The 18,507-nt window shown below is 42.0% G+C and carries 21 protein-coding genes and 1 riboswitch; all 21 genes read right to left on the bottom strand.

What is annotated here, in order from left to right:
- Positions 1-75: 75 nt before the first annotated feature.
- On the bottom strand, positions 76-909 hold the full coding sequence (gene rplB / locus BWR56_RS00990; RefSeq protein WP_000512910.1) for a 50S ribosomal protein L2: 834 nt from the start codon (positions 907-909) through the stop codon (positions 76-78).
- A gap of 17 nt (positions 910-926) precedes the next feature.
- A complete protein-coding gene (locus BWR56_RS00985) occupies positions 927-1,223 on the bottom strand; it encodes a 50S ribosomal protein L23 (protein WP_001055347.1) in 297 nt (98 codons plus the stop codon).
- Positions 1,223-1,846, bottom strand: a complete 624-nt coding sequence (gene rplD / locus BWR56_RS00980) for a 50S ribosomal protein L4 (RefSeq protein WP_000024537.1) — start codon at positions 1,844-1,846, stop codon at positions 1,223-1,225. The genes BWR56_RS00985 and rplD overlap by 1 nt, the downstream gene beginning before the upstream one ends.
- A 24-nt stretch (positions 1,847-1,870) precedes the next feature.
- Positions 1,871-2,497 (bottom strand): 50S ribosomal protein L3, encoded by a 627-nt coding sequence (gene rplC, locus BWR56_RS00975; protein ID WP_000160197.1) that lies wholly within the window; start codon positions 2,495-2,497, stop codon positions 1,871-1,873.
- 82 nt (positions 2,498-2,579) lie between these two features.
- Positions 2,580-2,888 carry a 30S ribosomal protein S10 gene (gene rpsJ / locus BWR56_RS00970; protein ID WP_001284513.1) on the bottom strand — a complete coding sequence of 103 codons (309 nt, stop codon included), beginning with the start codon at positions 2,886-2,888 and terminating at the stop codon, positions 2,580-2,582.
- Positions 2,889-3,153: 265 nt separating this feature from the next.
- The gene (locus BWR56_RS00965; RefSeq protein WP_049505485.1) at positions 3,154-3,780 is read right to left on the bottom strand and encodes a uridine kinase family protein; all 627 of its coding nucleotides are present in this window, start codon (positions 3,778-3,780) and stop codon (positions 3,154-3,156) included.
- Positions 3,777-4,373, bottom strand: a complete 597-nt coding sequence (gene nrdG, locus BWR56_RS00960) for an anaerobic ribonucleoside-triphosphate reductase activating protein (RefSeq protein ID WP_049484733.1) — start codon at positions 4,371-4,373, stop codon at positions 3,777-3,779. Before nrdG ends, BWR56_RS00965 begins: the two co-directional genes overlap by 4 nt.
- A gap of 4 nt (positions 4,374-4,377) precedes the next feature.
- The gene (locus BWR56_RS00955) at positions 4,378-4,878 is read right to left on the bottom strand and encodes a GNAT family N-acetyltransferase (protein WP_049505486.1); all 501 of its coding nucleotides are present in this window, start codon (positions 4,876-4,878) and stop codon (positions 4,378-4,380) included.
- A 43-nt stretch (positions 4,879-4,921) separates the two neighbouring features.
- Positions 4,922-5,062: a hypothetical protein gene (locus BWR56_RS00950; RefSeq protein WP_000521625.1), complete on the bottom strand. Its 141-nt coding sequence runs from the start codon at positions 5,060-5,062 to the stop codon at positions 4,922-4,924.
- An 11-nt stretch (positions 5,063-5,073) separates the two neighbouring features.
- Positions 5,074-7,281 carry an anaerobic ribonucleoside-triphosphate reductase gene (gene nrdD, locus BWR56_RS00945; protein WP_196769366.1) on the bottom strand — a complete coding sequence of 736 codons (2,208 nt, stop codon included), beginning with the start codon at positions 7,279-7,281 and terminating at the stop codon, positions 5,074-5,076.
- A 129-nt stretch (positions 7,282-7,410) separates the two neighbouring features.
- On the bottom strand, positions 7,411-8,928 hold the full coding sequence (locus BWR56_RS00940) for a damage-inducible protein CinA (RefSeq protein WP_076984282.1): 1,518 nt from the start codon (positions 8,926-8,928) through the stop codon (positions 7,411-7,413).
- Positions 8,929-8,963: 35 nt separating this feature from the next.
- On the bottom strand, positions 8,964-9,107 hold the full coding sequence (locus tag BWR56_RS09925; protein ID WP_196755680.1) for a hypothetical protein: 144 nt from the start codon (positions 9,105-9,107) through the stop codon (positions 8,964-8,966).
- 72 nt (positions 9,108-9,179) lie between these two features.
- On the bottom strand, positions 9,180-10,712 hold the full coding sequence (gene cls, locus BWR56_RS00935) for a cardiolipin synthase (protein ID WP_076984281.1): 1,533 nt from the start codon (positions 10,710-10,712) through the stop codon (positions 9,180-9,182).
- 344 nt (positions 10,713-11,056) lie between these two features.
- Positions 11,057-11,509, bottom strand: a complete 453-nt coding sequence (locus BWR56_RS00930) for an SP_0198 family lipoprotein (RefSeq protein WP_076984280.1) — start codon at positions 11,507-11,509, stop codon at positions 11,057-11,059.
- Between the two features lie 90 nt (positions 11,510-11,599).
- The gene (locus BWR56_RS00925; protein WP_076984279.1) at positions 11,600-12,850 is read right to left on the bottom strand and encodes a bifunctional folylpolyglutamate synthase/dihydrofolate synthase; all 1,251 of its coding nucleotides are present in this window, start codon (positions 12,848-12,850) and stop codon (positions 11,600-11,602) included.
- Between the two features lie 357 nt (positions 12,851-13,207).
- Positions 13,208-13,513: a DUF1292 domain-containing protein gene (locus BWR56_RS00920; protein WP_000017624.1), complete on the bottom strand. Its 306-nt coding sequence runs from the start codon at positions 13,511-13,513 to the stop codon at positions 13,208-13,210.
- A gap of 15 nt (positions 13,514-13,528) precedes the next feature.
- Positions 13,529-13,948, bottom strand: a complete 420-nt coding sequence (ruvX, locus tag BWR56_RS00915) for a Holliday junction resolvase RuvX (RefSeq protein ID WP_061421469.1) — start codon at positions 13,946-13,948, stop codon at positions 13,529-13,531.
- 3 nt (positions 13,949-13,951) lie between these two features.
- On the bottom strand, positions 13,952-14,218 hold the full coding sequence (locus BWR56_RS00910) for an IreB family regulatory phosphoprotein (protein ID WP_000507059.1): 267 nt from the start codon (positions 14,216-14,218) through the stop codon (positions 13,952-13,954).
- 87 nt (positions 14,219-14,305) lie between these two features.
- A complete protein-coding gene (locus BWR56_RS00905; protein WP_076984278.1) occupies positions 14,306-14,875 on the bottom strand; it encodes an SP0191 family lipoprotein in 570 nt (189 codons plus the stop codon).
- Positions 14,876-14,941: 66 nt separating this feature from the next.
- On the bottom strand, positions 14,942-15,340 hold the full coding sequence (gene spx / locus BWR56_RS00900) for a transcriptional regulator Spx (RefSeq protein WP_000591165.1): 399 nt from the start codon (positions 15,338-15,340) through the stop codon (positions 14,942-14,944).
- 134 nt (positions 15,341-15,474) lie between these two features.
- Entirely contained in the window at positions 15,475-18,135 is a 2,661-nt protein-coding gene (mgtA, locus tag BWR56_RS00895; protein WP_076984277.1) for a magnesium-translocating P-type ATPase, read from the bottom strand.
- A gap of 195 nt (positions 18,136-18,330) precedes the next feature.
- Positions 18,331-18,482: riboswitch (M-box (ykoK) riboswitch) on the bottom strand.
- Positions 18,483-18,507 lie beyond the last annotated feature (25 nt).

Here is an 18,507-nt window from a genome sequence, read left to right as displayed (position 1 = left end):
CCACAGCGGCTTGCGCTCACATGGAGCGCTACCGAGCTGGCGGATTTCCTAGTTGCTTAGGCGACTAGTTTATGATTATTTCTCGTTGCGACGACGAACGATAAGTTTGTCAGATTTCGCTTTCTTGTTACGAGTTTTAAGACCAAGAGCAGGTTTGCCCCATGGAGTAGATGGCGCTTTACGACCAACTGGTGCTTTACCTTCACCACCACCGTGTGGGTGATCGTTAGGGTTCATTACAGAACCACGAACTGTTGGGCGGATACCTTTCCAACGGCTACGTCCTGCTTTACCAAGGTTTACAAGTCCATGTTGTTCGTTTCCGACAACACCAACTGTAGCACGACAAGTTCCAAGAATCATACGAACTTCGCCAGATTGAAGACGAACAAGAACGTATTTACCTTCTTGACCCAATACTTGGGCAGAAGCACCAGCAGCACGTACCAATTCTCCACCACGACCTGGTTTCAATTCGATGTTGTGGATCAAAGTACCAACTGGGATGTTAGCCAGTGGAAGAGCGTTTCCGACTTTGATATCTGCTTCAGGACCTGAAACGATACGTTGACCAACTTCAAGACCTTTTGGAGCGATGATGTATGCTTTCACACCGTCAGTGTAGTGTACAAGAGCGATGTTTGCAGAACGGTTTGGATCGTACTCGATAGTTTTAACAACTGCTTCAACGTTGTCTTTGTTACGTTTGAAGTCAACCAAACGGTAGAAACGTTTGTGTCCACCACCTTGGTGACGAACAGTGATACGACCGTTGTTGTTACGACCAGCCTTGCTCTTCAAAGCAACAAGCAATGATTTTTCAGGAGTGCTTGTTGTGATTTCAGCGAAATCCAAAGAAGTCATATTACGGCGACCGTTTGTTGTTGGTTTATAAACACGAATTCCCACGATATTTCCTCCTTAGATTATTCAGCTTCAGCAGCGAACAACTCGATTGCTTTTGAATCAGCTGTAAGTGTGATGATAGCTTTTTTAGTTTTGTTAGTAAAACCAGTGTAACGTCCAACACGCTTCGCTTTAGGTTTTACGTTGATTGTGTTAACGTTGGCAACTTTAACACCTTCGAAAGCAGCTTCAACAGCTTGCTTGATTAAAAGTTTGTGTGCACGAGTGTCAACTTCAAATACATATTTTCCTGCTTCAAGTTGAGCCATTGAGCTTTCAGTGATAACAGGTTTTTTGATAACATCATACAAATTCATTATGCAAGAACCTCCTCGATTTTAGAGATAGCTGCTTGTGTGACAAGAAGTTTGTCGCTATTTGCGATGTCAAGAACACTTGCAGTTGTAGCAGTTGCAACTTTCACGTTTGGAAGGTTACGAGCTGAAAGAGCTGCGAATTCATTTCCTTCTTCAAGGATAACAAGAACTTTAGAATCGATGCTCAATGCTGCAAGAACTTTTGCAAATTCAGCAGTTTTTGGAGCTGTAAATGAAAGAGCGTCTACAGCTACGAATTTGTTTTCAGCAACTTTTTCAGAGTAAACTGATTTAAGAGCTAGGCGACGAACTTTTTGTGGAAGTTTGTAGCCGTATGAACGTGGAGTTGGTCCGAAGACAACACCACCACCACGCCATTGTGGTGAGCGGATAGAACCTTGACGAGCACGTCCAGTTCCTTTTTGACGCCATGGTTTGCGTCCACCACCTGATACTGCAGAGCGGTTTTTAACAGCGTGTGTTCCTTGACGAAGGCTTGCGCGTTGGCTGATGATCACATCAAACACAACTGATTCATTTGGTTCAATACCAAATACTGCATCGTTAAGAACAACTTGGCCAGCTTCTTTACCAGTTTGGTCAAATAATGTTACGTTTGCCATTGTGACTGATTTCCCCTTTCTTTATTATTTACCAGCTTTAACTGCTGATTTGATAGTGATAAGAGATTTCTTAGCACCTGGTACGTTACCTTTGATAAGGATAACGTTCTTTTCTGGAACAACTTGTACCACTTCAAGGTTTTGAATCGTTACGCGGTCGCCACCCATACGTCCTGCAAGGTTTTTACCTTTGAATACGCGGTTAGGTGCTACAGGTCCCATAGAACCTGGACGACGGTGGTAACGAGAACCGTGAGCCATTGGTCCACGTGATTGTCCGTGGCGTTTGATAACACCTTGGAAACCTTTACCTTTAGAAGTACCAGTTACGTCAACAACGTCTCCAGCTGCGAATGTTTCAACTGTGATTTCAGCACCAACTTCCAAGCCTTCAACGTTTTTGAATTCACGAATGAAGCGCTTAGGAGCCGTGTTAGCTTTCGCTACATGTCCTTTAGCAGGTTTGTTGCTCAATACTTCGCGTTTGTCATCGAAACCAACTTGGATAGCGTTGTATCCGTCTGTTTCAACAGTTTTAACTTGAAGAACAACGTTTGGAGTTGCTTCAATAACTGTTACAGGGATCAATTCGCCAGCTTCAGTGAAGATTTGAGTCATTCCCACTTTTTTCCCTAAGATTCCTTTTGTCATGAGAAAATAGTTCCTTTTCTATATTTTTTATTCAAAAAGTTTTTAACGAGCGTTTTTTATGCTCAAGGTATCAAGCTTTAGATTAAAGTTTGATTTCTACGTTTACACCACTTGGAAGATCCAATTTCATCAAGGCATCAACTGTTTTTTGAGTTGGGTTAACGATATCGATCAAACGTTTGTGTGTACGCATTTCAAATTGTTCGCGAGAGTCTTTGTATTTGTGAGTCGCACGAATAATTGTGTAGAGGCTACGCTCAGTTGGAAGTGGGATTGGACCCGCAACTTGTGCACCTGTACGAGTAGCTGATTCTACGATTTTTGCAGCCGCTGTATCAAGCGTACGGTGTTCGTAAGCTTTCAAACGGATACGGATTTTTTTGTTTGCCATCTTTTTCTCCTTTTCGTCTATTTAAGATAATAGGCTAGCTCCACAAGAAAACCGACGCGCGTTGCGTGGCAATGCAACCGAGCGTGTCGCAACCTCTTGCATCAAAGCTAAGGCTGTAATTTACAGCACCATAATAGAATAACACAAAGTCCCTGCGATTGCAAGGGATTTGTGAGCTTTTTTTTCTTTTTTTTAGGACGAAACTGTTTTCTCTTTTCATCTTTCCAAGATTACGGATTTATATCTAAAAAAACTGTCTTTTCTTCTATATAACGTGTGTCATTTTGACCTTGAATTTATCTTCTGATTGATCTACTAGAATGTCCGCTTTAGACTCATTTTCTCTATAGTATCGCAGATACTGCTCCCGTCTCATCTGATGGCTAGCTAATACAAAAGATGCATCGCGATTTCTCATAGTCGTATCTCGAGCTAAGCGCCTCTTTAATTCGGTCTCCTCATCCGTGTAGAAACAGATGGTTTTGTCAAAGAGTTCCTTGGGTAGAAAACCCACAGACATCCCTTCAACAATAAGAATTGGCTTTGCTCCAGACAAGACCTCGCTAGCCTTCCAAGGTTCATCAATCGTCAAGATGTCCATGCCTGCCTGCAAGGCGAGAATATCTCTCTGTAAACTTGCTAGTTCATGCGCCACTGGCAGACAAGCCGTCACCTTTTGATCTGGCGCTTGCTTTGGTACTACCAGGTGACGTTCTGAGGTGATATAAGGATCTGTTTCTAGTAAATTTACTGTAGTAGAATCTAGAGCTTGATGTAATTCCTGAGCGAAGGTTGACTTGCCCGAAGCCCCATGACCGTAGATCCCTAGCGTCCTAATTCTTCCCGTTTCGATCTCTGAAACCAGTTGTTCTATCAGGTCTTTTTTCTTCATTCTCTCTTCACCTGTTCATAGCTTTCTTTTCCGTCATTAAGCTTGTCCCAAATCACCACTTGCCCACTTTTGAGGGATTTTTGCACATCGATAATCCGTTGATTGGACGAACCTCGAAACTGGAGCATAAGATTGCGCTTGCTTTTATCATACCGTCCATCAACAAGGATGTCAATCAATGATAAGAGTTCCAGTTTATCTGGAGTCTCCAGCATCATTTCTTCCCAAGTATAACCCGTCCAGGACCAGATGTCTTTTTCTGGTAATTCCTTTCGAATGCGCTTAACGAGAGGCAAGAGAATGCCCGTATTAAGAAAGGGTTCTCCTCCTAGCAAGGTCAAACCTTGAACATAGGGTTGGGCAAGGTCTTCCATGATTTGTTCTTCTAATTCTGCCGTATAGGGAATGCCTGCGTTGAAAGACCAAGTCGCAACATTATAGCATCCCTCGCAGTGAAACATGCAACCTGATACATAGAGAGAGTTTCGCACACCTTCTCCATCGACAAAATTAAAAGCCTTGTAATCAATGATTCGCCCTTTACTAAGCTCCTCACTTTTCCATTCACCTGGTTTTGGTGTATTCCATGTCATCCTTTTACTCCAAATCTATCCAGTAACGTTCTACACCATTGCGAACATCCTCAAACACCCCACCATTTGCCACAATCACCGCCCTACTAGCAGGATTTTCCGTACTACAGGTCACAAGTGCTTTTTTGATGTTCTTTTCCTTGGCAACTTGCAGGCCTTGTCTGAGGGCTTCTTTGGCATAACCTTTGCCTCTTTCAGAGGGGCGGATGGAGTAGCCAATATGGCCAGCATGATTCAGCAAGCCCTCATTTAGTTTCAATCGCAGATTCAAAAATCCTAGAGCACGACCTACATCATCAAATGATACAAATTGAATAGAAGGAACACGATTTTCAGGCAAGTTTATTCCCATCTCTTTTTGCATATTTGTTTCCAACCACTCTTCATAAGAAAAAGCCTCTGTCTCCCAAAACCCACCATCATGAGGGGACTGTGCTTGTTCAAACTCTACCATCATCTCTAAAACTGTTTCTTTATCTGCCAATGTTGGTCTGCGTAGTATCATTTTTACCTCCAATTAAGAGAAAAGTGAGAGCAGACTCTCACTTTTATTTTTTCTTATTCTTGTTTAAAAACTGTTCTCTGAGGTTGAGCAAGCGTTCTTTTTTACCTGTTCCACCTTTCGAGTGTTTCTCGTGATAACGGGTCACTTGTGCGCGTCCCTTATCGTCTAATTGGTATTTCCCCATTCCATTTCCTTCTAATTTGTTACTTCATGTCCAGCTGTTTTGATAGTAGAGCCATTCATGTGTTTGACACGCGCAGCGATTTCCTTGTGGCGTCCATTAACCATCGGACGCGCTTGAGGATTGCCCAGATAACCACACGTACGTTTGACCACGTCTACTGTTTTAGGGTCACTATTGCCACAGTTTGGACAAGCAAATCCTCGCTCAGTCGGTTCAAAATCCCCTTCAAAATCACACTTGTAGCAACGATCAATCGGAGTATTGGTCCCTAGATAGCCGACACGGTCATAGGCATAGTCCCAGACAGCTTCCAGGGCTTTAGGATTTTGTTGAAGAACTGGATACTCACAATAATGGATGAAACCACCTGACGCACCTGCTTCTGGATAGACTTTTTCAAAGTCCAATTTTTCAAACGGTGTTGGATTTTTACGAACATCATAGTGGAAAGAGTTGGTGTAGTATTCCTTGTCTGTAATATCAGGAATAGAGCCGAACTTCTCTGTATCCAAGCGACAGAAGCGGTCTGTCAAGCTTTCAGACGGTGTTGAGTAGATTGAGAAATGGTAATCATATTGATCTGACCACTCTTCTACACGTCGTTTCATATCACGAATGATGTCAAGCGTAAATTCCTTGGCTTCTGGATTGCTTTCCCAGTTATTGCCAAAGAAGACAGTAGCCACTTCGTACAAACCGATGTAGCCCAGCGAAACTGTCGCGCGGCGATTCTTAAAGAGTTGGTCAACGCTTTCTTCTTTTCCGAGACGGCGGCCGAAGGCTCCGTACTGATAGAGGATAGGGGCATTCGCTGGTGTTGCTTCCTTGGTTCGTTCGACACGATAAACCAGAGCATCTTCTGCGATATTCATCCGCTCGTTGAAGATTTCCCAAAACTTATTCAGATCTCCTTCAGACTCGAGGGCGATACGAGGCAAATTGACCGTCACAACACCTAGATTCATCCGACCTGAATTGACCTCAACACCATTTTCATCTTTCCAGCCTTGGAGGAAAGAACGGCATCCCATAGGAACCTTGAAAGAACCTGTCAGTTCGATAATCTTATCATAGGACAAGACATCTGGGTACATCCGCTTAGTTGCACACTCGAGGGCCAACTGTTTGATGTCGTAGTTAGGCGAACCTTCCTCTAAGTTGAGTCCTCTTTTTAGCGTAAAGATGAGTTTAGGGAAGATGGCTGTTCGATGTTCTGAACCAAGCCCCTTGATTCGGATGTTCAAGATAGCTTTTTGAATTTCCCGCTCAAAACGACTAGTTCCTAAACCAAAACCGAGCGAAGTAAAAGGTGTTTGGCCATTTGAAGTGAAGAGGGTGTTGATTTCATACTCAAGAGATTGCATAGCATCGTAGATGTCCTTTTGGGTTTTCTTCCAAGCGTAATCTTCCCATTTTTCAGGCAGGACCCATTCTTCCGCATCCTTGAGGTGCTTTTGATAATTCTTCTCCGCATAAGGCGCCAAGACTTCATCGATACGGTCAGCTGAACAGCCCCCGTACTGGCTAGAAGCAACGTTAGCAATGATTTGTGAAATCTGAGCTGTCGCAGTCTGGATAGACTTGGGACTCTCTACCTCTGCATTTCCAATCTTAAAACCATTTTCCAGCATGCCTTTAAAATCAATCAAACAGCAGTTGGTCATCGGAGTGTAGGGGCTGTAGTCCAAGTCATGATAGTGGATATCCCCTTTTTGGTGAGCATTAGCTACGTGCTTAGGAAGCATTTGCAGCCCGATCGACTTCCCAACAATCCCTGCTGTCAAATCACGCTGGGTGTTGAAGACATCGCTGTCTTTATTGGCATTTTCATTGACAACTGCTTGATCTTTATTGAGAAGTTTATGGATACTAAAGTTTATATCTGTCGCTTTTGAGCGCTCAAAATCCCTTTGTGTCCGATAAGTGATATACTCCTCAGCCAGCGCATATTCTTTGGCTTCAAGGAGTTCATGTTCTACGACATTTTGAATTTCGTAAATCTTGACACCTTGAGGGAAGCGGCTGTGAATTTCCGTCACGATTCTTCCAACTAGACCATTTAGGCGTTTTTCTACTAGAGGCGTAACGTCCATAACCTTTTCCGCCGCCTTGTGGAGAGCCTTGTCAATCTTGTCTACATCAAACACCACTCGTCTACCATCTCGTTTTTCAACGAACAAGGTGGGAACGGTTGCAAGCTTTTCTTCTAATACAATCATATCCATGCTCTTTTCTAAAATATTGTTGAATTGTTTATATTCAGTATTATACCACTCTAAAAATAAAAATCAATATCTTGTGTTAAAAATCCCAAAAATTTTAAAATTCCACAAGATATTGATTTTTTGTTATTTTGATTTATAAAGTTTGAACTCGCTAGTATCTGTCTGAACAAGCTCATAGTTTTCACTGAGCCAGCTCTCTACATCTGACCACAAGGCAACTTTTTGATTGACCACAATCATCTTCGGTTGATTCTCTTTCAGATCATTCATCAGTTTGGTTTTATTTTCATCGCTTGCAGTATAGAGTGTTGGAATTGATAGAGAAGTCGGCGCCAAGCGTTCACTTGCACGGTAGAAATCAGGACGATCATCCCAAGCATAGACACGATCCTCAGAACTCGTTTGTTGTTTGACCACGCTAGCAAGACGGTCTCTCTCCTGATAAGTCGCTGGGTGCGAAAGGTAGCGACTCACAATAGGAAGAACAATGAGATAGGCAAGGGCAATCAGTGGTAGATAGAAATTTCCTTTAAGGAAAGAAGTTTGTTTCTCACGTCTTCTTCTACGACGACTCCCTCCATCTGAAACATCTTCCTTGATTCCTGTCAGAAGGAGCAAGACCAAGAAAGGAATTAGCACCACAAGACGAGTACCGTTGATAGGTTCTTTGGAGAGAATCAAGATTCCCAAAGAAACCAACAATCCCAAGCTAGCAGCAATTGAGAGGGCATATTGCTTGGCTGGTTTTGACTGGAACAAGCCTGCAAAGAGCAAACCAAGGGAACCTAACCCAATAGCAAGCAAGCCATAGAAGGCTGCATTTTCAAGCAAATGCGAATTTGAAAAGAGGCTAAGTGTACTTACTGGATACAAGGTCTGGCTAATGGCATCTCCAAAATTACCTGTCCACACTGTATAGTAGCCTAAAGGATAGAATAAGAGTGAAAATCCTAGGGCTGACGCAAAGAACTGATATAGGCCATGAACAAAGTGACCTTTAGCTAGATTAAAGCCGATAATCCCCAAAGCCAGTACAGCCGCAAACAAGGCGGTTGGGATTGGCGCAAGGAAGAAAGCAAGAGCAAGGCACATCCCCACTCGTACAAATCCTTTGTCATCCTTTGGAAAAGCGAGATAATTTGTAACGATACTCAATGAATAAAATAGGAAAGGCAGGGCTAGCAAGAGAGCATAACCGCCACCAAAAGCGAGGCCCGCTACAAGCAAGTATAGAATAAAGACAACTCGCTTCGCTTCATTTTCTTGGCCGACAAGAGTATCCGCAGCCTTAAAAAGAAAAACACCTGCTCCAAACAAGGCCAACCACTCAACCAAAGCAATCAGAATACTGCCTTGAAAAAGATAGTTTAGCACATAATAGAGCAATCCCTCCGTCCCAAAATAATCTGTATACATTTGACCATTTTGATGCAAGGCCCAACCGGTATAAAGATCCTGAGTTTGTTGCGGACTGACTAAACCAAAAATAAAAGGCAGGGCAACCGAAATGGCTGTGGCTACTAAACTCCAAAGCAAAATACTAAAAAAGGGAATGGGAGCTCCTTCTCGTTTCTCTGGCACTGACCAGTCTTGGTAATGAGATTCTTCTTGTTTCTCATCTATTTTCCCGTATACGTTCATTCAATTTCTCCTCTAAGTTTATCTGTTTTAGTATATCAAAATCTTACAAGAATGTCAGCTTGGGATTGATATTTGCTGAATTTCTTATCCAATAGCGCAAAGCGTTCGATTTCACGAAAACGGTGAAACCGACTATTTCTATACTCTCTGATGAAATCATCATCTTCTAAATTAAGCATGGTTTTCTCCTTTACTTATCTATTCGTAAGAAGACAAAAAAGACCCAGCATTGGCTAGATCTTGATGGATAGTTAGAGCATAGGGGCAAACAACTGGACAATTTCCTTGATCAGGCTTTGATACCAGCTGGTTTTAATGGTGTGGGAATAGATTTCTTGAGAAACTTTAAAAATCTCTTCGAAGTCCCTTTCAATATCAATGATAGATTGCGTTCTATAAAGTAAGACGGCATTTTCATAGTGATGAAGCAAGCTCCGATAGTCAAAATTGATGGTCCCCACAGTAGCTGCCTCTCCATCGACAAGCATTTGCTTGCTATGAAGGAATCCCGGACTGTACTCATAAATACGAACCCCTGCAGATAACAAGTCTGGATAAGCTCCTCGAGTAACTAACTGAATAACCTTCTTATCTGGGATACACGGCGTCACAATTCGCACATCTACCCCTCTCAGAGCTGCATTTTTGATACTTTCAGTTAGATCGTAGTCAGCAATAAGATAGGGAGTCGTGATGTAGACGTAATCTGTAGCTTGATTGATAAGATTTTGATAGACCGTTTTTCCTACCTGAGCTCGGTAGATGGGTTTTGGCCCACTACTATAGGGAATACAGAGACCCATCCCTTCTTTGGGCTGATTTTCGAGATGGTATTGGTCAAAGTCACTAATCTCTCCACGGTTGATATACCATGCAGATAAAAAGAGTCTGGTAAAAGCCTTAACTGCTGGTCCATCCAGACGAATACTGCTATCCTTCCAATAACCAAAGCGTTCGATATGGTTGATATACTCATCTGCCAGATTGACACCACCTGTATAGGCAATTTGACCATCGATAATCATGATTTTACGGTGATCACGGTTGTTATAAGCAACGGTCAAACGTGGAATCACCTTGTTAAATTTGTGGGCTTCAATCCCTCGACCACGGAGCTGGATGGTGTAGTCTCCAGGCAAGGTTGCCATACAACCAATATCATCATAGAGAAGCTTCACCTCTACTCCTTGAGCTGCCTTTTCTTCCAAAATCTCCAAAATACTATTCCACATCAAACCTTCTTCGATGATATAGTATTCGAGAAAGATAAACTTCTCAGCTTTCTTGAGATCCTCTAGCATCTGATGCCACATACTTTCACCAGAGGCAAAAAAATGTGTATCCGTTCGATCATAGACATCGGCATTCGTGTCCATGCTGAGGAGTGATTTGATAACTCCGTAAGCTGACTTGTCCTGCTCTTTTAACTCCAAACGGAGAGCTCTGCTATTGTCCTCTCTATCAACCATTGATTGGAGCTGCTTTAGCTGCTTCATTTCCTTTTTAGATAAACGACGCTCTCCAAACATGATATAGAGCAATGGTCCAAACACTGGCACAAAGGCTACTAACAGCCATGTTACCTTACTCTCAGGATTCATAGACCGATTGACAATCGATACAATAGTCGCTAAGCTCACTAAAATGACTAGGATAACCCAGACAATTGGAGCCATTTGCCCTAGATAGAGAAATAAACCAAAGACGATAAACAACTCTGCCAACATGATGGTAATACTGAAACCATATTTGGACATGAGTAGCTGCATTTTTCTAGCTGTCATAAATCCCCTTCCTTTTCTAACATTCTCCTTAACTGCTTAATAAACTACTGTTTCTACTAGTATACCTCAGTTCAGGGGTAGATGGCAACCGTTTACCTTTTTCTATGCAAACTACTCCAAGATCTGCAAGATTCTTAAACTACTTCTTCACTATATGACGTGCTATCCCTTTTTATATTTTTAACTAGGGTATTAAGAGGCTTAAAAAGAACTACCAAAATGATAGTTCTTTCCAATATTATTTATATTTTTCAATATCGCACAAATCCTATGACAGTTACTTTTGAAGTTGTAGAAGGTAAAGCTGAAACCTTAATTCCAAACTTCTATTTAGATTTGAGATCCTATTTTGTTAAGACCACTCGGTCAGATGGCTCTCGGTCCATATCATCGACAATCAATTGATTACCATTAACCGTATAAATTTTGACATCATCACCGATAATGACACGTTGATTTTCTGGCTCAAAGCTGACTTGCTTGATTTCCTTATCTCCATCTGGCTCGACCTCAGTCCATGTACCAGTTTTACCTGTTACAACAAGAGTGATTTGATCATTCTCATCTTTTCCAGTATAGGTACCATCGATGTTCGTAGGTTGAGCTACAGTAGCGTCCTGACTTGAGGATGCCTGTGGTTGGCTAGCACTTGTCGCAGCGCTAGAAGATGATTCTTGTTGAGAAGATGATTGCTGAGCCGATTGCTGGGTAGGGGCTTGTGCCTTAGGTCCACAAGCTGCTAAAAGACTAAGAATTGCTAGGGAAGCAATAGAAAGTGTGAATGTTTTCGTTTTCATAGCGATTTCCTTTCTTTTGTGCCAATGTTTTGCTGGAATCGTTTCCAGATATACCTCCTACCTACAGTATAGCAACATAAACCTATAAGGTCAACTAATCTCGTCGCTTCCTACCAAACTTGCTCGGACTTCCGAGATAAAGTAGAGGGATCCCGTCACGAAAAGCAAGTCCTGGCCATTGGCCTTATCTTCAAATTCTCTGATAAAGTCCCCATAGGAAGGAATCAAATCGTAACCCGCCACATCCTTTTCATCCAGAGAGCCTTGATAGTCAAAGCCTGTTACCTTAAGTTCCACCTCAGGCAACTGCTTAGATAGATAGCCTAACATCCCCTGATAATCCTTGCGTTTAAGTGCTCCAAAAAGGATATGAACCTGGTAACCTTGCTGGATTTTCCCCTGGATAAACTCTACTAGACGACTTAAAGCTGGCAGATTGTGAGCCCCATCTAGGTAGATTTGCGGGCGAATCTGTTCCAATCGCCCTGCCCAATGTGTCTCCTTCAAAGCCCGTCTGACAAGCACTTCTTCGACCCTTTCACCTCTTGATGCCATAAACAGAAGAAAAGTTTGTAAAGCCAAGGCGGCATTTTCTTGCTGATAAACACCTTCCAAACTAATTTCAAGTTGTGAAAAATTCGCTAGGCTGCTTGAAAAATCCCCAGCATTCAAGGAGAAGTCTAGCCCAGCTTGATAGAGATCCACACCTAACTCTCTTGCTGTATTTTGACAGACAAGTTTAGCTTCTGGAGCGAGCTTAGCAATGACTGCCTGCTTGCCGGCCTTGAAAATACCAGCTTTCTGCTCGGCTATTTCCTCTAGACTATCGCCCAAGGTCTCCTGATGATCTAGCCCAATGGAAGTAATAACTGCAATCTCTCCTGTTACGACATTAGTCGTGTCAAGCAAACCACCAATCCCCACCTCTAGCAGGACTAGATCCACTCCCTGCTCTTTAAAGTAAAGCAAGGCAATCAAGGTCAACAATTCAAAGAAAGACAATTGATCGTGTGTCTCTAAAAGAGTTTTCTCCATCTCCTTGACTTGGTTAGCTATACGTACAAAGTCTTCATCTGCGATTGGTTCCCCATTGATACAGATTCGATCATGGATGCTGATGATATGAGGAGAGGTGAAAGTACCAACTTTTTTACCATGAGCAACAAACAACTCCCTCATGAAGGCAATCGTTGACCCTTTACCGTTAGTACCTGTTACGTGGATAATAGGATAAGTCCTCTCAGGATTCCCCAGCAAATCCACCGCTCGTTGCATTCTTCCAAGTCCAGATCTAAAATTTAAACCAATCCGACTATGAAGCCATTCTTCTACTTCAAACATACATGTCTCCTTAACAAAAGTCCAATCAACTACCACATCAAAGTATGATTACAAATAAAAAGCGAGGTCGGGACTAAAATCCCGACCTCTTACCTGGTTAGCTAATCACTAGCTACTATGAATTTCAACGTAGGCTAAAAACGGCCCCTGGACTTACCAGTTCTCTCTTATTTCAAGGAACTGGGGTAAAAATATCCACTGGACTTACTGACGGTTTTTATCTTTAGCGTCAGGGTAAAAATGTTCACTGAACAAACCAGTTCTCTCTTATTTTAAGGAACTGGGCTAAAAACGTTCCCCGAACGTTCCTGCGTTTCTAATTTCTGGCGCAGGGCTAAAAACATCCACTGGATGTTTTTACTCCTCCATAAAGCTGTTGAAGACTTCTTCAATCATGTTCCATTCGTCTTCTGAGTCTTCTGGGATTGGTTGCAATTCGCCTTCTGTTCCATCTTCATTTTCGATGAATGAGTAAGCTTGGATTTCAACTTCACCATTTTCATCTTCTTCTGCATTAACTGGCACTAGCAGAACATAGTTTTTACCAAATTCTTCTTTTCCGTCGATGGTCAAAAGAATTTCAAACAAGGTTTCATTTCCTTGCTCATCTACTAGTGTAATCAATTCACGTTCTTCGTGGTCATGGTTGTGATCGTGTGACATAGTTTCTCCTCTGTCTTAAAATTTTCTATCTAAATAATTTTGCAAAATCAGCTGAGCAGCCAGCTTATCAATAACTTTCTTGCGTTTGTTACGGCTGATATCTGCTTGTTCAATCAACATACGTTCCGCAGCGACCGTTGTCAAACGCTCATCCTGATAGTCTACTGGCAAACCAAAGAGTTCTTCTAGCTTGGCACCATAGACTTGACTGGCTTCTACTCGCGGACCGCTGGTATTGTTCATGTTTTTAGGCAGACCTACTACAAAGCGTTCCACCTTATAGCTGTCAACCAATTCCTTGATACGATCAAAACCAAACTGGCCCTGATCCTCATTAATCTGGATGATTTCAAGTCCCTGAGCGGTGAAGCCTAGTGGATCGCTAATAGCCACCCCTACTGTTTTTGAACCAACGTCCAATCCCATAATTCTCATAGATTATAGATCGACTCCTTGTCCCTTAAGGTAGTAGCGTACCAGTTCTTCAACAATTTCATCACGCTCATACTTACGGATTTGATTTCGTGCATTGTTGTAACGAGGAACGTAGGCAGGGTCACCACTCAATACATAACCGACGATTTGGTTAATCGGATTGTAGCCCTTGTCATTCAAAGAAGCATAAACATCTGTCAATGTTTCGCTAATTTCTTTCTTATTGGAATCATCCAATTTAAACCGTACAGTTTCTTCAGTAAATCCCATTCTAACACCCTCTTTCCTTAGAATATTACTATTATAGCATATTTCCTTACGTTCTACAAATAAATCAGTTTGTTTATTTGGATTTTCTTACTGTTCTACCGCACCATTTGCCACTCTATCTGCAATATATTGGCTAGGTTCGTTTTTTAAGAGATTTTCAAGGCCGATATTTTTTAAATATTCCAGCTGAGATGCCTTTTTGACATCCAATACTTGAAAATCATAAGTCGTTGTAGTCTGGATTTCTGTCTCGCTGAGTAGCTTTGTTTCCAGTTTGAATCCTGCTAGTTTGCGTGCCTCTTGGATGGTCTCATCCTTTTCTTCCGCTTCTAGAAGCGCTTTTTGCGTCTCCTCTAGGCCATTTTCAGAGATAAAGGTCTTGAGTTCATCCCCGACAGGTCGTTTTTGCTGAATGGTCAAGGTCAAAAACTGATTACCTTTATAGGTAATGGTTTGAATCTGTTGCGTTCCATTTTCTAACTTCGGCATCAACAGGGTCTTGGTAACAACCGTATTCTTTTCGGCATTGTCCAAAACGGGAAGGTTTGATTGAAGAGGTTCAGATGCTGTTGTGGTAGCAGCAGGAGTTTCCTTTTTTTGCCCACATCCCGCAAGCAAAAAGAGGAGAGCAAAACTAGCAATTAGTAACTTTTTCATAATTCCTCACATGATTTTAAAACAAAAGAGCAAACAAGGCCAGGAGTCACTCCCAGCCTTGATGTTTTATAGAGCTGCACGTAGACGTGCTTCTGCATTTTCTACATTACGGACAGAGCGTGGCAAGAAGGCACGGATATCATCTTCTTTATAGCCGACTTGCAGGCGCTTCTCATCAACGAGAATCGGACTCTTTAAGATCCGTGGTGTTTCCATGATTAAGTTGAGCACTTCATTGACACTCAAATCCTCGATGTCAACTCCAAGTGCCTTAGCGTAGCGGTTTTTTGACGAAACGATACTGGCAATTCCATTATCTGTTTTCGTGAGAATATCTAATAACTCTTCTCTTGTAATTCCTTCTTTACCGAGATTTTGTTCTTTATAACTTAACTGGTGGGCATTGAGCCAGGTTTTCGCTTTTTTACAGCTAGTACAACTTGAGACTGTATAAATTTTGATCATGTACCTACCCCTTTCGCTACATGTTACTATCAGTTTAGTCTATTATACCATAAAAAACATCCGACTTGCGACCTATTTTTAAAAAAAATTAACTTTTTTCGCGATTTTCGTACTTTTTTCTTGACAAAATCAATTTATAACCAACTTTTAAATTTTTTGATATACAATCGTTTTACAACTGTAACACTTATCATATAGAGAACGATAATCAAAAGCAAAAAGAGGAAATAAATTGGTTCCAAAGGGGTTAAATGAAGCAGGCTAGCAATTGAAGAGTAGGGAAGGAAGGTCACAAAACTAGCTGCTAGCAAGGTTGTTCCAAGAACAAACCATGATGGACGACTTTGTAAGAAAGGAAGTTTTGCTGAACGAAGCATATGGATAACCATGGTTTGGGACCACATGGATTCAATGAACCAACCTGTCTGGAACAAAATGATAAAGCCCGTTGCCGACTCTGCTCCGTGAGCATAAGCTTGACCTGTCGCCATTGGGACAATGACAAAATAGAGCAAGATAAAGGTCAAAATATCAAAGGCAGAAGAAATCGGACCCATCCAAATCATAAAACGAGTAATAGACTTGGCTTCCCACTTATGAGGATGCTTCAAAAAGTCTTCATCCACATTATCAAATGGCAAGGCAATACAAGAAAGGTCGTAGACGAGGTTTAACACAATCAAGTGAATCGGAGCCATAGGAAGGAAAGGTAAAAAGATACCAGACACTAGCAGAGAGAAAATGTTCCCGAAATTAGAGCTGACCGTCATCTTGATATATTTGGTCATATTAGCATAGACTTTGCGTCCTTCAACCAGCCCTTTTTCAAGCACCATCAAATCCTTATCTAACAAAATGACATCAGCCGTTTCTTTGGCAATATCTACTGCTGTATCAACAGAAATCCCCACATCTGCCACTTTCATAGAAGGGGCATCATTGATCCCATCTCCCATATAGCCGACACAATGTCCATTCGATTTGATTTGTAAAATGATTCGTGCTTTTTGATCCGGAGAGAGTTTGGCAAAGACAGTCACTTTCTCAACTGCTTGGGCCAATTCTTCGTCCGTCATAGCGTCAATATCAGAACCCAACAAGATTTGATCAACGTCTAAACCAACTTTTTCGCATACTGCTTGGGTTACCTTCTCATTGTCTCCCGTCAAGATCTTTGTTTGAACACCGTGTTCTAACAAAGCTTGGATAGCAGGTGCTGCTGATGGTTTTGGTGGATCTAGAAAGGCAAGATATCCGGTTAGAATCATCTCTTTTTCATCTTCAACGGAGTAAGCAAAACCTTCTTTTAGGCCTGTTTTATAGGCGACTCCCAAGACTCGCAATCCCTGTTGATTAAGTTGATCTACTTCTTTTAAGATTTCCACTCGGATATCATCCGTCAGAGGGCTAATCTGACCTTGATATTCCACATGGGTTGAAATCGCAAGCATTTCCTCTAGGGCACCCTTGGTTACCAAACTAACAACTTCGTTCTCATCCTTGACGATGACACTCATCCGTCTGCGTTCAAAATCAAAAGGTAATTCATCTATTTTTTGGAAGCTAGTATCCAAATTTTGTAGAATAGCGTGTTCTTTAGCTTCTTTTTCAGTTCTACTGATAATGGCACGGTCCATCAAGTTTTTCAAACCGGTTTGAAAATAGGAATTGAGGTAGGCCCGTCTCAACACAGACAAATCCAAATCTCCATGTATATCCAAAGGATATTCAAGGACAATTTCATCTTGGGTAAGGGTTCCGGTTTTATCCGTGCATAGGATATCAATAGCACCTAGGTCCTGTATGGCATTGAGTTTTTTGATGACGACTTTTTCCTTGGCCATGATAATGGAGCCTTTTGCTAGACTGGCCGTGATGATCATAGGAAGCATCTCAGGTGTCAATCCAACACCAACACTCAGTGCAAACACACCTGCTTCCAGCCAGTCGCCATCTGTCAAGCCATTGGAGAGAAACACGATGGGAACCATGACCAACATCAAACGGATCAAGAGCCAAGAGATGCTGTTCATCTCCCGTTCAAAAGAGGTCGGTTCGTCATAGGTATTGAGAGTTTGCTCGATTTCTCCCATCATAGTGTCATCGCCGACCGCTAGGATCAAAGCCTTGGCACTCCCTGATATCACATTGGTTCCCATAAAGGCGAGTGCTTCTGCTTCTAGCAGACTATCAAAGTTTGACTGACTCATTTTTGACAAGGCTAGTTTTTCAACCGAGTCACTTTCACCTGTCAAACCAGACTGTTGAACAAAGAAATCGCGTGATTCAATTAAAATGAGGTCTGCTGGAATCATATCCCCAGCACTTAATTTGACTATATCTCCAACGACCAAATCTTCAATTGCGACCTCTAAACTCTGGTCTTCGCGAATAACTGTGGCAGTGTTCACAATCATTTTTGATAGATTGGTCGCAGCCTTGTCACTTCGCAGTTCTTGGACAAAGCGTATGCCACCAGAGATTAGAACGAGAACGACGATGATGATAGAGGTCGTCGGATCTTCTTGTCCAGGCTTCGCCAACCAGACATTGGTCACCATGGAAATCATAGCGATGACAAGAAGGATGATTGTAAATGGATTGATAATCGATTCGTAAATCTTTTTGAGGATACTGTCTTCTTGACCCTTGGTGATGGTGTTTTCGCCATATAGGTCACGATTTTTCTCCACCTGCTCCTCAGTCAAGCCTGTTAGACTTGTCTTATAAAAAGATAAAGTTTCGTTTAGAGGTGTGTGAATAGCTGTTGCTAATCTTTCTTTTGTAGTTTTCATTGGTTTCTCCTATCTGTATGAATGATGTGTTTCATACACAGAGACCAATCACTTTATAAGGGCAGAACGACACAAATCAGCGATTGGCTGTGTATGTGCGGTTCTGGGTGGTCGTCAATTTGCATCGTTTGTCTCCTTTCTTTTTCTTAAAACAGCAGAAAATCCTGCCATAAAATGGCAGGATTAAAAAACTAATTATCTGTTTTTTCGTTCAAGCTTTAACTCCATAGGGCGATGTAATGAGCTTAGTCTTGGCCTTCGCGACCAAGACTGTTGACCAACGAGTAGTGTCTCCACTGCTTTGCGGTAGTCATCCGTATCCCTATGGTAGCCTCACCTACCGTTTTCGTCTATCAGTATAAACCTTTAAAA

The sequence above is a fragment of the Streptococcus oralis genome (assembly GCF_001983955.1).
GTDB classification, from domain to species: domain Bacteria; phylum Bacillota; class Bacilli; order Lactobacillales; family Streptococcaceae; genus Streptococcus; species Streptococcus jiangnanensis.
This window is presented reverse-complemented; position numbering and strand designations above follow the sequence as displayed.

What these genes read in the sequence shown, in the direction of transcription:
- cls (WP_076984281.1), bottom strand. Translation starts at nt 10,712, where the DNA reads ATGACAGCTAGAAAAATGCAGCTACTCATGTCCAAATATGGTTTCAGT.
- BWR56_RS00920 (WP_000017624.1), bottom strand. Translation starts at nt 13,513, where the DNA reads ATGTCACACGATCACAACCATGACCACGAAGAACGTGAATTGATTACA.
- BWR56_RS00965 (WP_049505485.1), bottom strand. Translation starts at nt 3,780, where the DNA reads ATGAAGAAAAAAGACCTGATAGAACAACTGGTTTCAGAGATCGAAACG.
- nrdG (WP_049484733.1), bottom strand. Translation starts at nt 4,373, where the DNA reads ATGACATGGAATACACCAAAACCAGGTGAATGGAAAAGTGAGGAGCTT.
- BWR56_RS09925 (WP_196755680.1), bottom strand. Translation starts at nt 9,107, where the DNA reads ATGCTTAATTTAGAAGATGATGATTTCATCAGAGAGTATAGAAATAGT.
- BWR56_RS00925 (WP_076984279.1), bottom strand. Translation starts at nt 12,850, where the DNA reads ATGTTTGAAGTAGAAGAATGGCTTCATAGTCGGATTGGTTTAAATTTT.
- spx (WP_000591165.1), bottom strand. Translation starts at nt 15,340, where the DNA reads ATGATCAAAATTTATACAGTCTCAAGTTGTACTAGCTGTAAAAAAGCG.
- BWR56_RS00905 (WP_076984278.1), bottom strand. Translation starts at nt 14,875, where the DNA reads ATGAAAAAGTTACTAATTGCTAGTTTTGCTCTCCTCTTTTTGCTTGCG.
- BWR56_RS00930 (WP_076984280.1), bottom strand. Translation starts at nt 11,509, where the DNA reads ATGAAAACGAAAACATTCACACTTTCTATTGCTTCCCTAGCAATTCTT.
- BWR56_RS00910 (WP_000507059.1), bottom strand. Translation starts at nt 14,218, where the DNA reads ATGGGATTTACTGAAGAAACTGTACGGTTTAAATTGGATGATTCCAAT.
- nrdD (WP_196769366.1), bottom strand. Translation starts at nt 7,281, where the DNA reads ATGATTGTATTAGAAGAAAAGCTTGCAACCGTTCCCACCTTGTTCGTT.
- BWR56_RS00955 (WP_049505486.1), bottom strand. Translation starts at nt 4,878, where the DNA reads ATGATACTACGCAGACCAACATTGGCAGATAAAGAAACAGTTTTAGAG.
- rplD (WP_000024537.1), bottom strand. Translation starts at nt 1,846, where the DNA reads ATGGCAAACGTAACATTATTTGACCAAACTGGTAAAGAAGCTGGCCAA.
- mgtA (WP_076984277.1), bottom strand. Translation starts at nt 18,135, where the DNA reads ATGAAAACTACAAAAGAAAGATTAGCAACAGCTATTCACACACCTCTA.
- ruvX (WP_061421469.1), bottom strand. Translation starts at nt 13,948, where the DNA reads ATGAGAATTATGGGATTGGACGTTGGTTCAAAAACAGTAGGGGTGGCT.
- rpsJ (WP_001284513.1), bottom strand. Translation starts at nt 2,888, where the DNA reads ATGGCAAACAAAAAAATCCGTATCCGTTTGAAAGCTTACGAACACCGT.
- BWR56_RS00950 (WP_000521625.1), bottom strand. Translation starts at nt 5,062, where the DNA reads ATGGGGAAATACCAATTAGACGATAAGGGACGCGCACAAGTGACCCGT.
- BWR56_RS00940 (WP_076984282.1), bottom strand. Translation starts at nt 8,928, where the DNA reads ATGAACGTATACGGGAAAATAGATGAGAAACAAGAAGAATCTCATTAC.
- rplC (WP_000160197.1), bottom strand. Translation starts at nt 2,497, where the DNA reads ATGACAAAAGGAATCTTAGGGAAAAAAGTGGGAATGACTCAAATCTTC.
- BWR56_RS00985 (WP_001055347.1), bottom strand. Translation starts at nt 1,223, where the DNA reads ATGAATTTGTATGATGTTATCAAAAAACCTGTTATCACTGAAAGCTCA.